This window comes from Pseudoalteromonas sp. APAL1 (genome assembly GCF_021532475.1).
In the GTDB taxonomy this organism is placed as follows: Bacteria; Pseudomonadota; Gammaproteobacteria; order Enterobacterales; family Alteromonadaceae; genus Pseudoalteromonas; species Pseudoalteromonas lipolytica_C.
In genome coordinates, this window is the sequence record NZ_JAKGAW010000018.1 from 1 (window position 1) to 14687 (window position 14687).

13 protein-coding genes and 2 tRNA genes are annotated in these 14687 nt (G+C 41.6%); 9 read left to right on the forward strand and 6 right to left on the reverse strand.

Annotated elements, in window-relative coordinates; genetic code table 11:
- Positions 1 to 440: 440 nt before the first annotated feature.
- The 4 genes from L1264_RS10555 to uvrD form a co-directional block, all read right to left on the reverse strand.
- The gene (locus L1264_RS10555) at positions 441 to 1289 is read right to left on the reverse strand and encodes a CZB domain-containing protein (RefSeq protein WP_135923184.1); all 849 of its coding nucleotides are present in this window, start codon (positions 1287 to 1289) and stop codon (positions 441 to 443) included.
- A 67-nt stretch (positions 1290 to 1356) separates the two neighbouring features.
- The gene (locus L1264_RS10560) at positions 1357 to 2481 is read right to left on the reverse strand and encodes an ABC transporter substrate-binding protein (RefSeq protein WP_199527416.1); all 1125 of its coding nucleotides are present in this window, start codon (positions 2479 to 2481) and stop codon (positions 1357 to 1359) included.
- Positions 2405 to 4513 carry a GNAT family N-acetyltransferase gene (locus L1264_RS10565; protein ID WP_235403985.1) on the reverse strand — a complete coding sequence of 703 codons (2109 nt, stop codon included), beginning with the start codon at positions 4511 to 4513 and terminating at the stop codon, positions 2405 to 2407. Before L1264_RS10565 ends, L1264_RS10560 begins: the two co-directional genes overlap by 77 nt.
- Positions 4491 to 6656 (reverse strand): DNA helicase II, encoded by a 2166-nt coding sequence (uvrD, locus tag L1264_RS10570; RefSeq protein ID WP_199527418.1) that lies wholly within the window; start codon positions 6654 to 6656, stop codon positions 4491 to 4493. The genes L1264_RS10565 and uvrD overlap by 23 nt, the downstream gene beginning before the upstream one ends.
- A gap of 422 nt (positions 6657 to 7078) precedes the next feature.
- Between uvrD and L1264_RS10575 the strand changes: the two genes are divergently transcribed.
- Both L1264_RS10575 and L1264_RS10580 read left to right on the forward strand, forming a co-directional pair.
- Positions 7079 to 7303 carry a hypothetical protein gene (locus tag L1264_RS10575; protein ID WP_054554878.1) on the forward strand — a complete coding sequence of 75 codons (225 nt, stop codon included), beginning with the start codon at positions 7079 to 7081 and terminating at the stop codon, positions 7301 to 7303.
- A gap of 123 nt (positions 7304 to 7426) precedes the next feature.
- Entirely contained in the window at positions 7427 to 7795 is a 369-nt protein-coding gene (locus tag L1264_RS10580; RefSeq protein WP_135923188.1) for a YacL family protein, read from the forward strand.
- Between the two features lie 32 nt (positions 7796 to 7827).
- On the opposite strand, the gene L1264_RS10585 is transcribed toward L1264_RS10580, so the two are convergent.
- Positions 7828 to 8457, reverse strand: a complete 630-nt coding sequence (locus L1264_RS10585) for a peroxiredoxin-like family protein (protein WP_199527419.1) — start codon at positions 8455 to 8457, stop codon at positions 7828 to 7830.
- A gap of 133 nt (positions 8458 to 8590) precedes the next feature.
- On the opposite strand from L1264_RS10585, the gene L1264_RS10590 reads away from it, so the two are divergent.
- On the forward strand, positions 8591 to 9211 hold the full coding sequence (locus L1264_RS10590; protein WP_055199370.1) for a dUTP diphosphatase: 621 nt from the start codon (positions 8591 to 8593) through the stop codon (positions 9209 to 9211).
- On the opposite strand, the gene yrfG is transcribed toward L1264_RS10590, so the two are convergent.
- Positions 9212 to 9868, reverse strand: a complete 657-nt coding sequence (gene yrfG / locus L1264_RS10595; RefSeq protein WP_199527420.1) for a GMP/IMP nucleotidase — start codon at positions 9866 to 9868, stop codon at positions 9212 to 9214. It lies immediately after the preceding gene.
- A 61-nt stretch (positions 9869 to 9929) separates the two neighbouring features.
- Here yrfG and nudE point away from each other — a divergent pair, with 61 nt between their 5' ends.
- The 6 genes from nudE (at position 9930) to L1264_RS10625 (ending at position 14679) form a co-directional block, all read left to right on the forward strand.
- Complete coding sequence (gene nudE / locus L1264_RS10600) at positions 9930 to 10502, forward strand: ADP compounds hydrolase NudE (protein ID WP_171040476.1); 573 nt, start codon at positions 9930 to 9932, stop codon at positions 10500 to 10502.
- A complete protein-coding gene (cysQ, locus tag L1264_RS10605; RefSeq protein WP_135923193.1) occupies positions 10495 to 11292 on the forward strand; it encodes a 3'(2'),5'-bisphosphate nucleotidase CysQ in 798 nt (265 codons plus the stop codon). Before nudE ends, cysQ begins: the two co-directional genes overlap by 8 nt.
- Before the next feature lie 240 nt (positions 11293 to 11532).
- Positions 11533 to 11609: transfer RNA gene (locus tag L1264_RS10610), tRNA-Met, on the forward strand.
- A 63-nt stretch (positions 11610 to 11672) separates the two neighbouring features.
- Positions 11673 to 11749, forward strand: a tRNA-Met gene (locus L1264_RS10615).
- A 765-nt stretch (positions 11750 to 12514) separates the two neighbouring features.
- Positions 12515 to 13129 (forward strand): trimeric intracellular cation channel family protein, encoded by a 615-nt coding sequence (locus L1264_RS10620; protein WP_135923194.1) that lies wholly within the window; start codon positions 12515 to 12517, stop codon positions 13127 to 13129.
- A gap of 38 nt (positions 13130 to 13167) precedes the next feature.
- Positions 13168 to 14679, forward strand: coding sequence for a YifB family Mg chelatase-like AAA ATPase (locus L1264_RS10625; RefSeq protein ID WP_235403987.1), 1512 nt, complete (start codon positions 13168 to 13170; stop codon positions 14677 to 14679).
- Positions 14680 to 14687: the final 8 nt, after the last annotated feature.

Consider the following 14687-nt stretch of genomic DNA (forward strand, 5'->3'; position numbering starts at 1 on the left):
CATGCCGAACTCAGTAGTGAAACGAAACAGCGCCGATGATAGTGTGGCATTTGCCATGTGAAAGTAGGACATCGCCAGGCTCCAAATTAAAGAAAGCCCGATTCGAAAGAGTCGGGCTTTTTTGCGTCTGGAGCTGTCAGCTTTCAGCTTTCAGCCGTCAGTTGAAATGTGGGGTTGTCCTGTACAGAGTCATCCTCAGCAACAAAACCCCGTAGGAGGCACTTCAGTGCCGAATTCAGACCTTAACAAACACATTCACGGCTAAAGCCATACCTACAAGTACACTTTGCCTAGAACCTAGAGCCTTCGTTAGAGGAAGGCGCAGCACCAAACATCTCCACCGCGCGGCTGATCGCTGAAGGCTGAAAGCTGATAGCTCTGTGTTGGGTTTCGCTTCGCTCTACCCAACCTACGGCAGGCTTTAAACTTTACTCTTGCTACTAAAAGAGCCCGTATTCTTCGGTTTCTTCAGCTTCATGGCGCATGAGGTGTTCTGGACGGAATATTGCGCTTGGATCTAACAACAGGCTATGTTTATTTTTCATTTTGATTAAACCACGCATCATATTTTTCGTCTGAGGATCAACATCGAAACCCACAGAGGTGAGCTGCTCTAATGGTTTAATATCTTCTTTTTTTACGTTTATGTTATCTTCAACTTGGTCAACTAACAGACCTATATGAGGCGTGATGCCATCTTTTGTTGTGAAGATAATAATTGGCTTGTAATCAAGGATAATTTGTTCTCGGGCTGACTCAAATAATCTGACGAGTTGATTAAATACCTGACGTTTTTTTTCTTCAAAAACACTAAGAACTTTTTCTTGGGGTTGGCTTTTCTGTAACTCTAATAATTCTCTGGCCATAGCATGTAGTTCACGATGAGGTGCATCGAACTTAACAATAATGCTGTGTAAATCCTCGTTATCTGTTTTGAAATTGTTATACCAGCGGCCAAATTCACACTTATCAGGATCTGTTGATTTAGTGAATGGAGTGCCTGTTACTAAGCTGTGCTCCAACGCATTTAGCCACTCTAGGTGCTCTTTTTCTCGTTCTACTAATAAATCTGAAAGTGCAGTGTTTGTATCACTTGTTGATTGGTTGTTTAAAACGATGCCTAAATCAAAGATAGGGGTGGGTGTATCCATGTAGTCTTTTACACCAATGAAGCTTTTATTTTCATTCGGCAAAGATGTCAAATTTCCTTCATAACGTTCAGTTAGAAGTATATCGAGAATTTTTAATGAAATGGTCTTTTGCCCGACACGAAAATTAATCAGATCCATATTTCCCTCAAAGCCTTGTTAAGTCTTTATAGCATAGAACATTATTGCTAATTAGTTGTAGTTAAATTTAATTACTTTTGTAGTATGAACGATAGATTTTTTTTATCTTATCTTTATCGGGGTCACTAAACAGAGCGGCCAGCTCACTATCTCTGTCAAAGGTTTTGTTTAGCTGGATTAGTAAGCATTGATTATTTAGTGGTGTAGGGCATTCTTTTGCGGCTTCTACTAAAGCTGCTGCATTCAAATAGCCTTCAAAAATAATTCGATTAGGGGTCACATTATAAGGTTTGATATCTTCCTTAAAGCTTTTACACCAGGCGTTTTCACATTTATTAGGGTTGGGGACCACTTCTGTGACCATTATATTTGCTGGGTGTTTTACAAGAGCAAATAAATCGTGACTAGAAACAAATGAAACGGATGTAAAGTCAGGTTTGAAACCTTGTTCATAGCTGGTATTTATAAATTCGGCTAGCGGTTGATAGGTTCCTACCATACAAACAGCCGTTACTTCGCTTTGCTTCAGAGTTTCTAACGCTTTCGATATATCTGAACTATTTCTTCTAAAACGAGCTACTTCGATAGGTTTGATGCCAAACTCTTCTAAAGCAGTGATTAAGTTACTTTCAACCATGTAGCCAAATTCATCAGCTTGAATGATTAAGCCGATCTTTTGATGGTTACGTTCTTTTATCAAATAGTTTATCTGTTCAATAGCTTCATCTTGATAGCTAGCTCGTAAGTTAAACACATTGGGCATTGAGCTATTATGCAGAAAATCAGCGCCTGTAAACGGCATTAGAAAGGGAATGCGGTGCCTATCTAGTAATGGTTTTATGGCGTGAGCGGTGGGTGTTCCCATCGAGCCGAAAATCGCGTGAATTTTTTCGGTGTACAAAAACTGTCTTGTATTTACAACGGTGTTTTTTGGCTCATATCCATCGTCAGCGAGTATAAGATCTATATTCTGGCCATTGATCCCTTGGGTTTTGTTAACTTTATCGAAGTAAATTTTACTGCCTAGCGCAAGTTGCTCACCGATTTGTTTGGCAGGTCCTGTTAATGCGGTAGACATGCCTAACTTTATAGGGGGTTGCGTATGTTGCGCTAAGCTAGTTGTTGGTATCAACACCAGGGTTATTAAAAGGGCATTGAGTACTTTTAGTGTTAAGTGATTTATAGTGAGCATACCAACCTTTTACTGCGGTTATAAACTGTGAATCGAGTTCTTTACGGCCAGCAAAATTAGCTTCATAAATAAAGCTATTCACAGATGTCTGCTGTAATACTAGTCTAATAAGGATGAATTTTGTATTTTCATCTAATAATTTTAGACTAATTGGTGTGTGCCATATTAGTTGCCACAGTAAAGGTTGTATATTGAAAAGATTGAAATCATCACTGATGATTCGCTCTGCTCTAGTGGATAATGCAGTAGGGCAAGCAGAGCTTGGCAAATGCGATACTAATTGATCAACTAACTGCCAAGGTAAGCTTTTAAAGTGCCCTAACAATTGCACTGATATGTCTAACTTAAACTCATTAATGAGTTGCTGTACCAATGAACTATTTTGTTTGCAAAGCGATTTGATCACTAAAGCAGGGTGCTCAGCTGTTGCCTTATCATGACTAAAACCGAGTTTTACGACATGAAAGCCATTGTGCTGCCAGAATCTAACAAGCGATGCATTAGCACCAAAACTTGCCCCAAAATAGCTACAATTATCTAACTGTCTTTCGCAGTATTTTAATAAGGCTGAGCCAATTCCTTGCTGATGGCATTCGGGTGCTATCGCTATTCTTACAACCCGAGCAGAGACCTCTGTCAGAAAGTGTGAGTCTTTGCTTAGTTGAGTAAGTGTTTGTGCCATCAAATGGCCATGCGGACGACGCTGACCGGCTTTAACATGGTCTGCTATATCTTTAGTCAGTCCACCTTCGAGAGCAACCAAGCAGACGCCTTTGAGCTCATCTGCTTGAGTGCAAATAAACAATTGTAATTCAGGCGCATCAAGTAATTGGCGTAAATCATTAACACTGGTTTGATAATGTGCCAAAGCAAGTAAGGCTATTATCTGGCCTAGCAGTTGCTCATTATCAACAAGTTGTTGTTTGCTTACTTGTGCAAAATTGAGAGATTGTTCTTTACTTGTGTGTAGGTACTTTGCATCGAGAAGTAATAGTTCGCGTAGGCTATTTTCGAGGGGGTCATGTTTAGCAAAACGAATTGGCTCATCCAAAGTAATAGTCTTTAGAGATTTATATTGGCTACGTAAGTAATGTAAAAAACGTAACGTGTAACCACGTCCATTTCCTTCATAACCAACCATAGTGCTTGCAAATACAATTCGTGGGTAACTTTTCAGGATCTGCAATAATAGTGGAACTGGAATCGCTGCTGCTTCGTCGACAAACAGCAGATCGCAATCAGGTTTTTCATTTAGCAGTATATCTGGCGCAATATAGCTAAGGTTAGCTAATTGCTTACAGTTTTGCTCTTTGCTAACACCAAGCTCAGCAGCTAAATGTTTAAAGCTTGTTTGTACAGCTTTGGCTTGCGTGGCACAAATAAGGATTTTTTTATCTTGAAGATTGGCTGCTGCACGTCCTAAAGCAGCTGACTTACCACGACCTCGGTCGGCACTAATCACAAAAGGACGATTAGCGCGTCCTGTCGCGGTTTTAATAATTTGCTCAACACATGTTTGTTGTTGCTGAAAATTTATCTCAGCAGTTGCTGGTGAAACTGATTGGTAAGCAGGAAGCGAGTGCTCAGTAAAATAATGTGGCTGCAACTTTAGCTGGGCGAATAAACGCTGATTAAAAAAGCTGTGTTGAATCACTTGGCCATAGGAGGTAATACTTGTGAGTGCTGGGTCTTGCCACTTATCGTCATCGGGCAGCAATAATATCAGTACACCGCCTGCTTTTACGGTGCCTGCAAGTGCGGCTAATTTATCGGCATATAAGCCGCTAAAACCATCAAAAATTGCGTTTTGAAACTCTTGACCAAGAATTTGGTGAGCATGTTTTGGAAACTCACTATTTGCTAATAATGAGCTGCTACTGAAAACATAGTTGTTTTTAAGCGCTAATTGGTTTGCAAACTGATAGCACCAAGCTTCGCTTCCTTGCACTATGACAAGCTGGCGATGCTTTGCAATCACCAGCTCGTTGCACAGTGCTGTTAAATACTCATTATAAGGCTTGAAGTCTTGCATAGTGTGTTACAAGCCATTTGCTGCCTAGGTCATCAAAGTTCACTTGAATACGTGACTGTGCGCCGCTACCTTCGTAATTGAGTACAGTACCTGCACCAAACTTGGCATGCAAGACGCGTTGCCCCAAGTTAAAGCCGCTATCTTCAAATGCGGCATGTGTCACTGATGGACTAAAACGACCTGCTGCAGGAGGTCTTGAAACCTGTGTTTTAATACGAATTTCTTCGATACAGTCTTCAGGCATTTCACGTAAAAAGCGTGATGGGCTGTGGTATTTTTCTTGGCCGTATAAACGGCGACTTTCTGCATGACTAATATACAGTTTTTCCATCGCGCGAGTCATACCGACATAACATAAACGGCGCTCTTCTTCTAAACGGCCAGACTCTTCATTACTTTGTTGAGATGGGAACATGCCCTCTTCAACACCAACCATAAATACCAGAGGGAATTCTAGGCCTTTTGCTGAGTGCAGGGTCATCATTTGCACGGCGTCTTCGTGCTCGTCAGCTTGACCTTCGCCAGATTCTAGAGAGGTATATGCCAAAAAGCCCTGTAGTGGCGAGCTGAACTCTTCATCTTCAGGGAGTTCATATTGACCACAAGCACTAATAAGCTCTTCTAAGTTTTCTACCCGGGCACGGCCTTTTTCACCTTTTTCAGCTTGATACATTGCCATTAACCCAGAGGTTTGAATGGCGTATTTCGCTTGTTCTTCTAAAGTGAGATCGCTGATCTTATCTTCGATATGCTCAACAAGCTCTAAGAATTTAGTGACGGCACTTGCAGCTCGGCCAGATAAGTGCTGCTGCTCGATAATAGCTTTTGCGGCATACCAAAGTGGCAATGATTCATTGCGCGCGCAATCACGAATATGGCTTAGTGTTTTATCACCTATGCCACGGGCTGGGGTGTTAATAACGCGCTCGAAAGCTGCATCATCTTGACGGTTACCCACTAAACGTAGATACGAAAGTGCATCTTTGATCTCTTGACGTTCGAAGAAGCGCATACCGCCGTAAATACGGTATTTTAAACCTTCTTGTAGCATTGCTTCCTCGAGTACACGAGATTGTGCATTGTTACGGTATAAAATCGCGGCATCTTGTAATGCATTACCTGCATTTAGCCAGCTACGCAGTTTGCTGCTGACAAAGCGCGCTTCGTCTAATTCATTAAACGCAGCGTAAACAGAAATAGGCTCACCATCATTGCCGTCTGTCCAAAGGCTTTTGCCCATGCGTTCAGCATTGTTTTTGATCAGCGCATTTGAGGCTTTCAAGATGGTTGCCGTTGAGCGGTAATTTTGTTCAAGGCGAATGGTTTCGGCTTCGAAGTCAGTTAAAAAGCGTTTGATATTTTCAATTTTTGCGCCACGCCAGCCATAGATACTTTGGTCATCATCACCCACAATCATAATACTGTTCGTATTACCCGCGAGTAGTTTTAACCAAGCGTATTGGATTGTATTAGTATCTTGGAACTCGTCTACTAGCATGTGAGCAAAACGCTGTTGATAGTGACGTAAAAGTGTTGGGTGGTTTTTAAGTACTTCGTAGCAGCGTAGCAGAATTTCGGCAAAGTCGACCAAACCTGCGCGATCACAAGCCTCTTGATATGCAGCGTAGACTTTCAGCATCATCTGCTCATTAATATCGTAGGCTTGAATGTCTTTAGGACGTAGACCTTCATCTTTTTTCGCGCTGATATACCAACCAAATTGTTTTGCTGGCCACTTTTTATCATCGATGTTCATCGCTTTAAGCAAGCGTTTGATCATACGTTGTTGATCGTCAGAATCTAAGATTTGAAAGCTTTCAGGCAAGTTCGCTTCACGGTGATGGGCGCGTAAAATGCGGTGAGATAAGCCATGGAAAGTGCCAATCCACATACCGCCAACCGGTGCTTTTAAGGTTTCTTCTACACGGGTGCGCATTTCTTTCGCGGCTTTGTTAGTGAAGGTTACCGCAAAGATGCTGTATGCAGAAGCTTGCTCAACTTGCATGAGCCATGCGATGCGATGAACAAGTACTCGAGTTTTACCAGAACCTGCACCTGCAAGTACTAGCATGTTTTGCAATGGGGCTGCGACTGCATCCCGTTGTTTATCATTTAAGCCATCGAGTAATTCAGAAACGTCCATCGTTACGCCTTTTCAATCTATAATGGGTGGAGTATAACAGGTGTTTATGCAAGGCTAAATAAAATACTGTTTTTATAAACAGCTATTTTGGCAAGTCATTAAAATTACGAAAGGATACCTATCCGCAATAATACTTAATCATTTTGAGGGATTAAACCTGTCGCTACCTGCGTTAAAAATTTCTCATTTAGAACAACTAAATAACGAAATTTTTGCCTTGTTATCAACGAGGTTTTATTGCCTCAAAATAGATCACTTAATTAAGCGAATAGGTATGAAAGTTGTGAATTTGACCGATTTTTAGCAAAAAGAACTAAAATCAAAATAACGCTACTTTTTAACACTTTGATTTGTAAGTCATAATAAGTTGGCATAAAGTGTGTTTATAAAAAGTATAATCATTAAAAACTACAGAGGTTAGTATGGCAGAGCAAGGTTCTGGCGGTAATGTAATCGCAGCAATATGTAATATCTTTTTTCCTGGTTTAGGACAATTGGTACAAGGTCGTTTAATGGCGGCTATTGCATTCTTTTTAGCATGGGTGATTAGTGGTGCACTAATATATGTTGCAGTAGGTTTTATTTTACTGCCTATCGTATACCTATGGGCGATTATTGATGCTGCACGCTTCAAATCGCGACTCTAGCTATTTTAAATAGCATAAATACGAGCGCCCGCATGGGCGCTCGTGTTGTTTTAACCTTGCAAAACTCGCCACGTCTAGCTGCAAACGGTATAATTAGCACATAACGTATTACGAGTACCCTTCATGGAATATCAATTTATCCGCGACCCAATTAGCGGTTTACGCATTAAAATTTCCTCTGAACATGCCGTCATAGGCCGTTGGCTAAACGAAGAAGTCGGTAAAGAAAAAATCGCGATGGTGCAAGCGTTGATCTCTGCGGTTAAGAGCAGCAATGAGCCATTAACTTTACAAGGTCAAGAAATTGATTTGATCTTAAGTAAAGATGAAGCGTTATTCGAAGCACATGCATTACATCAAGACAACGAAGACCTAGTTGCCTATCAAGATGATGATTTAATGCTTGAAGAAGAAGGCCTCTGCAGTGGCTGCGGCTTTGAAGACTTTGTTGATTTAATTGAATCTTGGCAAGAGTTTACACAAGGCCGATAAGCAGAAACATGTTCTGCTTATCGGTTGCCAATTTATTGCTCGCTCACTGATTTAACAGCGGCTAGTAATAAATCTTCTGTTAAGCGTACTTTGTAATTTGGGTTAGCGTATTGAAAATGAACTAACCCATTTGTGTCTATCACGAATACAGCGGGTACTGGTAGCGCGACTTTCGCCTCACCTTCTAACGAGACAAAGTTAACCCCAAGCTTATTACGGTAAATCTTTGCTGTTTTGTCATCTAAATAAAACGCTAGACCTAACGTTTGCGCCAAAGTGAGGCTGTCGTCAGAAAGCAATTGATAGCTAGGAGCTGTAATTTTTGTTTCAGCGAGTTTTTCAGGGCTGTCTGGCGAAACGGCAATTAATTGCGCGTTTAAATTTGCTAATTTTTTCTCAATTTTTTGTACGCTGGCCAATTGCTTTGAACAATATGGGCACCAACCGCCACGATAAACAATCAGCACCGTGGTTTTTTCTTTAAAGCGTTCAGTTAAAGACACTGTTTTGCCGTATTGGTCTTTTAATTCAATATTTGGCACCGTTAATCCTGGTAATAATGGACTGACTCGCTCTGCAGATTCGGCAATATTGGTCGCAGTTGCAGCGATAACTTGACTTGATAGTACAAACAGCACGCTAATGAGTAGAGATTTAAACATGGGCTTCCTCGGTTATTTTTTTCAACTGCAAAGATGACCTGATTGTTGCGGGATTAATTTCATCTTTACCTACATCAAACTCAAATTTAACTGTAGTATATAGGCAAATAAAAAATGCAAGTTGGGATAAAGAATGTCTGCTAATTTACAAAAACTCGTTGTTATGCTCGAGATGCAAAATGCGATGAATACCAAAGTTCATGAGCAATGGTTTAGCCAAGGTTTTGAATGGTATCGTGCAATTTGGGTTGAGTGTGCTGAAATGCTTGACCACTACGGTTGGAAGTGGTGGAAAAAACAAACCCCAGATACTGAACAAGTTATTTTAGAGTTAGTTGATATTTTCCATTTTGGTTTATCTTTACGTATTGATGGTGAAACCAGCTATGAGCAGTTAGCTGCGCAACTTGAAGCTGAGTTAAGTGCGCCAGTTCAAGCTGATGACTTTAAACAAACACTCGAATTATTAGCCGCGTCAGCAGTCGCTGAAAAGAGTTTTAATGCAGCTGCATTTGCAGGTTGTATGGCGCAAATCGGTATGGATATTGATGATTTATACCGTGGTTATGTTGGTAAAAATACCTTGAACTTCTTCCGTCAAGATCATGGTTACAAAGACGGTAGTTATATCAAAGTCTGGAATGGCCAAGAAGATAACGAGCACTTAGTAGAAGTGGTAAAAAGCCTAGATACAGAGCATGCTGATTTTGCAAAACTTGTATACCAAGGCCTAGAACAGCGTTACCCGAAGTAATTATTTAACGGGGATAAACTCGCGAAAATCGATGGTCGATAAAAAGCCATCGAACTGCTTATGCGGTTGCTGACTATCAGGGTTGGCAACCGCAAGTATATGGCCAATACCAAACTCTTTTGCCGCATCTAGCACGGCAGGGCTATCATCGACAAATAAAGTCCGTTCCTTATCAAACTGCCATTCTTGATGTACTTGTTGCCACAATGGTTGATGCTCTTTACTCACGCCATATTGGTGAGTTGAGATAACCCCATCTAAGTAATTATCGATAGCCGTGTGTTCAAACTTTAACATGGCACAATCTGGGTGCGCGTTAGTAAGCATTATCAATTGCTTGCCTACTTTTCTTAGCTCCGTTAAGAACGGCGGAACATCGTCACGAATTCTGATTAAATGTTGAATGTCACGTTTTAACGCCATAATCGGTAAATCAAGTTGCTGTTGCCAGTAATCTAAGCAGTACCAATTAATTTGCCCGTGAACTTGTTGATAACGATGTAAAATGTCAGCTTTTGCTTGGTCTAAACTGATTTTATGTTTACGCGCATATTGCTCGGGAATAACGGTTAGCCAAAAGTAATTATCAAAATGCAAATCGAGTAGGGTGCCATCCATATCTAACAACACAGTATCGATTTTTGACCAATTTAACATAGGCAATTCACTTTAAAAGATTTATGATGAGCATAACTGCCATGATAGCAAATTAATGCCAATGACACAGAAAAAGCATCCTACACCACCGCAAATTTTGTCTAATGAAGTTGTCGCTAAAAGTAGACTATTTACTGTTGAGTCTCTCGAATTGAAGTTCTCTAATGACGAGCAAAGGCAATACGAAAGAATTCGTGGCGGTGGCAGAGGGGCAGTGATGATTGTGCCAGTAACGGCCGATAATGAACTGCTATTAGTGCGAGAGTATTGTGCAGGCACCAATGATTATCAGTTGGGCTTTCCAAAGGGCTTAATTGACCCAGGCGAAACACCACAGCAAGCTGCAGATCGTGAGCTTAAAGAAGAAGTTGGTTTTGGCGCGAAGCACTTTGCTGAACTTAAAAAAGTCAGCATGGCACCGAGTTACTTTAATGCCACTATGCATATTTTGTACGCCGAAGATCTCTACCCTGAAACCTTACCTGGTGATGAGCCTGAACCGCTTGTCGTTGTGAAATGGCCAATAAGTGATTGGCAATCATTATTGCAACAAGAAGACTTTACCGAAGCACGAAGTGTCGCAGCTTTGCTATTATTAACAAAGTACTTAGAGTCGGGAGCGGGCAATGAATAATTTTTTAGAGCCGTGTATTCGGTTAGCTGAACAAGCTGGCGACGCTATAATGGCCATTTATCAACAGGATGATATAGGTGCTGAGCAAAAGTCAGATGATACGCCTGTTACTAAAGCTGATTTAGCCTCGAATGAGGTGTTGATGGCAGGCTTACAAGCATTAGCGCCTGATATTCCAATTATGTCAGAAGAAACACCTATTCCAGCGCTGGCAGATAGAAAAGATTGGCAGCGTTATTGGTTACTTGATCCAATGGATGGCACTGGCGAGTTTATTTTAGAAAGTGGTGATTTTGCAGTAAATATCGCTTTAGTTGAAAATAATCGCCCAGTGCTTGGCGTTATTCATTGGCCAGCGAAACAAGTGACTTATTTTGCTAGTTATCAAAATGGCGCGTTTAAACGTGAAAATGGCCAAGATCAGCAAATTTCGGTAGCAACGCCGGATAATTTAACCTTAGCTGTAAGCCGAAGACAAAAAATTGAAGCTGTTAGCCAATATTTAAATACCCAGTTTGCGACGGTTGCATTAGGTTCTTGTTCATTAAAAGCATGCATTATCGCGGAAGGTAAAGCTGATTGTTTTTTACGAATAGGGCCAACAGGTGAGTGGGATACAGGCGCGTCGCAAGTCATTGTTGAAGAAGCGGGTGGTTGCATTACGGACGCTGAATTCAATCCGTTAACTTACAATCAACGAGAAAGTACCGAGAATCCTGATTTTATTGTTATGGGGCACCCTGATTGGGAGTGGCAAAAAATGATTAGTCCACATCAGCGCGCATTTTAGTGAGGTTTTGTGTGCTTTTTGTTCGCTTAAGCCCGTATTTTGATTATAACGCTTGATTTCTAATTTTATTGCTATATTATAGCGCTCTCTTCGGAACAAGGCATCGTTAACATGCTCATGTTACTTAGAGATTACAGGCGCGGGATGGAGCAGAATGATAAATCATTCGTCGGACTCGCTAATACCTGAAGTCGAAGGTCGTCGGTTTAAATCCGGCTTCTGGGACTCTAAACATACAGGCGCGGGATGGAGCAGCCTGGTAGCTCGTCGGGCTCATAACCCGAAGGTCGTCGGTTCAAATCCGGCTCCCGCAACCAATTATTTGAATTGGCTGACTTCTTAAATTAAGTGAGAAGTAAAATAAACTTAATAATTTCAGGCGCGGGATGGAGCAGCCTGGTAGCTCGTCGGGCTCATAACCCGAAGGTCGTCGGTTCAAATCCGGCTCCCGCAACCAACTGAAATTAAAAAATTAATATGTAATACTAGACACGCTATAGCGTGTTTTTTTATGTCTGAAATTCAGGCTCAGAGCCCGAAGGTCATCGGTTCGCCCTCAAAACTCACAGCTCCCGCAACCAACTGAAATTAAAAATTAATATGTAATACTAGACACGCAAAAGCGTGTTTTTTTATGTCTCAAATTCAGGTTCAGAGCCCGAAGGTCGTCGGTTCGCCCTCAAAACTTACAGCTCCCGCAACCAACTGAAATTAAAAAATTAATATGTAATACTAGACACGCTGTAGCGTGTTTTTTTATGTCTGAAATTCAGGTTCAGAGCCTGAAGGTCGTCGGTTCGCCCTCAAAACTTACAGCTCCCGCAACCAACTGAATTTATATCTATTAGTTTTTAGTAACAAATTATTATAGTTAAAATCAAAAGAAGTGTTTTTTACTTATTTTCCATTCTTTTTGTCGTAATTTACTTACATATCAGAACTGACTGAACTAATCTTAAAGTATGGCTTTAGGCTGTACCTTGATAGGATCTCTTGTGTAAGTATTTGACGGGCAAACATGGCTCAATAACAGCTATGGTTAAAGCATCACTGAGATCCTAACCTCTTACAGTTTAGCTTTCCTTCCTTTGAGTTTTGGCAGCTGAGTATTCAGTTGCTTTTCTTTACTATGCTAGTGGCTTAGTGCGAGTAATGAATCTTCGCTTAAAAGATAGAAAGGTTTATGTTACAACGTCAGTAATATTACTTTTTAGCTACAAACATGACTGAACTTTACCATTGGTTTGATTTATTTGGCGTAGCCGTGTTTGCGGTCTCAGGGACGCTACTGGCATATGATAAAAAGATGGATGGCTTTGGTGTTGTCGTATTAGCCACTGTTACTGCAATTGGTGGCGGCACAGTCCGCGACGTTATTTTAGACATTCCTGTTTTTTGGTTGCATGATCAAAGCTACTTTTGGGCTATTTTACTCTCGGTGTTTATCACTACGCGTTTAATAAACAAACAGCGCTCTATTTCGCTAAGTGCACTACAGATTGCAGATGCATTTGGACTCGCGTTTTTTGCTGTTATGGGGGCTCAAAAAGCAATGCTTGCCGGTATGCCAGATACGACTTCGATTATTATGGGGGTTATCACGGCATGTTTTGGCGGAGTCATTCGCGATGTATTAGCAGGCAACATACCCATGCTGTTAAAAGGCGAGCTGTATGCGATAACATGTATCGCCGGTGGTATTGTTTACACAGTAAGTATTTCCCTAGGTTTAGTCACTGAGCTTGCCATGATTATGGCAATGTTAATGACACTGATGCTTCGCTTAGCTGCAATGAGGTGGCATTTAACGTTGCATGTTTTTAAATATCCTGACTAAACTGTATTCATGGATGAACTATAGGGACATATCGGATCGTGTCTTTAGCCCGAATTTTTTCTCGTGCTCAGGTTGGCGTGCAAGCTCCTGAAGTGATTGTTGAAGTGCATTTAGGTAATGGATTGCCAGCGTTTCATATTGTTGGTCTTCCTGAGGCCTCAGTAAAAGAAGCCAAAGACCGTGTACGTAGCGCACTTGAAAACTCGCAGTTTGGCTTTCCTGATCAACGTATAACCGTTAATCTTGCGCCCGCTGATTTACCAAAAGATGGCGGGCGATTTGACTTAGCCATAGCAGTAGGGATTCTAGTTGCTTCTGGACAGATCACCTGCAACGACATACATCGTTATGAATTTTATGGTGAGCTTGCCTTAAACGGTGAAGTAAGAGGTGTGAATGCTATCTTACCTTCAGTGTTGGGTGCTAAAGAGCAAGGGCGCTGTTGCTTTTTACCTGTCGAAAACGATAACTTAGCTAGTTTAGTTTCTGGCGTATCACGAAAAGCGGTTTATTCATTGCAAGATGTCTGGAACGACTTACTAAATCAACAACCTCTGCCTTTGAATATCCACTACCCAGAGCAGCAGCCAAACCGAGAGTCGCTACTTGATCTAAGTGATGTGAAAGGGCAGCCCGGCGCAAAAAGAGTGTTAGAAATCGCTGCCGCTGGTGGACATAACTTACTTTTTCTTGGCCCCCCTGGTACAGGGAAATCAATGCTCGCACAGCGTATGCCGACGATTATGCCCACCATGTCTGACGAAGAAGCCATTAGTACCGCAGCGTTGTATTCGATTATAGGTCAATCGGTAGATCTATCAAATTGGCGCGAGCGACCATTTCGAAATCCACACCACACTTGCTCTGCGGTAGCGCTGGTGGGAGGGTCGTCAAATCCGAAGCCCGGTGAAATATCATTGGCACACAATGGCGTGTTATTTTTAGATGAATTACCTGAATTTGAGCGTAAAGTTCTCGACTCACTGCGTGAACCAATGGAAACAGGTGTAGTGACAATATCTCGAGCGGCAAGGCAAATGGAGTTCCCATCGCAGTTTCAGCTAATCGCCGCATTAAATCCTAGCCCGACAGGAAGTCATACCGATAAACGTGCGACGCCAGACCAAGTCTTGCGATACTTATCTCGGGTGTCTGGGCCATTTATCGATAGGATTGATTTGCAAATAGAGTTACCGCGGCTTACAAGTAGCCAATTGCAGAGCACCCAAGCAGAAGAAAGCAGTGAGCAAGTGCGCCAGCGTGTAGAGCGCGCGTATGCTATACAGCTTAATCGGCAGGGTAAGGTGAATGCCAGGTTAAGTAATAGAGAAATGGCGCGCTATTGTGAGCTAGGAGCAGCTGAGTTGCAGTTTTTGGCTAAAGCCAGTGAGAAACTGGCGCTATCACCGCGTTCTTATCATCGTATTATCAAAGTGGCCCGAACTTTAAGCGACTTAAAAGCCCAGCCAACAATTACCTTAAATGAATTAAAAGAAGCGCTAAATTACCGTGCGTTTGAACGACTAATAAGTCAGTTAACGCAGTACTAGAAAACGAA

What these genes read in the sequence shown, in the direction of transcription:
- uvrD (WP_199527418.1), bottom strand. Translation starts at nt 6,656, where the DNA reads ATGGACGTTTCTGAATTACTCGATGGCTTAAATGATAAACAACGGGAT.
- L1264_RS10555 (WP_135923184.1), bottom strand. Translation starts at nt 1,289, where the DNA reads ATGGATCTGATTAATTTTCGTGTCGGGCAAAAGACCATTTCATTAAAA.
- cysQ (WP_135923193.1), top strand. Translation starts at nt 10,495, where the DNA reads ATGAATAATTTTTTAGAGCCGTGTATTCGGTTAGCTGAACAAGCTGGC.
- yrfG (WP_199527420.1), bottom strand. Translation starts at nt 9,868, where the DNA reads ATGTTAAATTGGTCAAAAATCGATACTGTGTTGTTAGATATGGATGGC.
- L1264_RS10585 (WP_199527419.1), bottom strand. Translation starts at nt 8,457, where the DNA reads ATGTTTAAATCTCTACTCATTAGCGTGCTGTTTGTACTATCAAGTCAA.
- nudE (WP_171040476.1), top strand. Translation starts at nt 9,930, where the DNA reads ATGACACAGAAAAAGCATCCTACACCACCGCAAATTTTGTCTAATGAA.
- L1264_RS10580 (WP_135923188.1), top strand. Translation starts at nt 7,427, where the DNA reads ATGGAATATCAATTTATCCGCGACCCAATTAGCGGTTTACGCATTAAA.
- L1264_RS10590 (WP_055199370.1), top strand. Translation starts at nt 8,591, where the DNA reads ATGTCTGCTAATTTACAAAAACTCGTTGTTATGCTCGAGATGCAAAAT.
- L1264_RS10575 (WP_054554878.1), top strand. Translation starts at nt 7,079, where the DNA reads ATGGCAGAGCAAGGTTCTGGCGGTAATGTAATCGCAGCAATATGTAAT.
- L1264_RS10565 (WP_235403985.1), bottom strand. Translation starts at nt 4,513, where the DNA reads ATGCAAGACTTCAAGCCTTATAATGAGTATTTAACAGCACTGTGCAAC.
- L1264_RS10620 (WP_135923194.1), top strand. Translation starts at nt 12,515, where the DNA reads ATGACTGAACTTTACCATTGGTTTGATTTATTTGGCGTAGCCGTGTTT.
- L1264_RS10560 (WP_199527416.1), bottom strand. Translation starts at nt 2,481, where the DNA reads ATGCTCACTATAAATCACTTAACACTAAAAGTACTCAATGCCCTTTTA.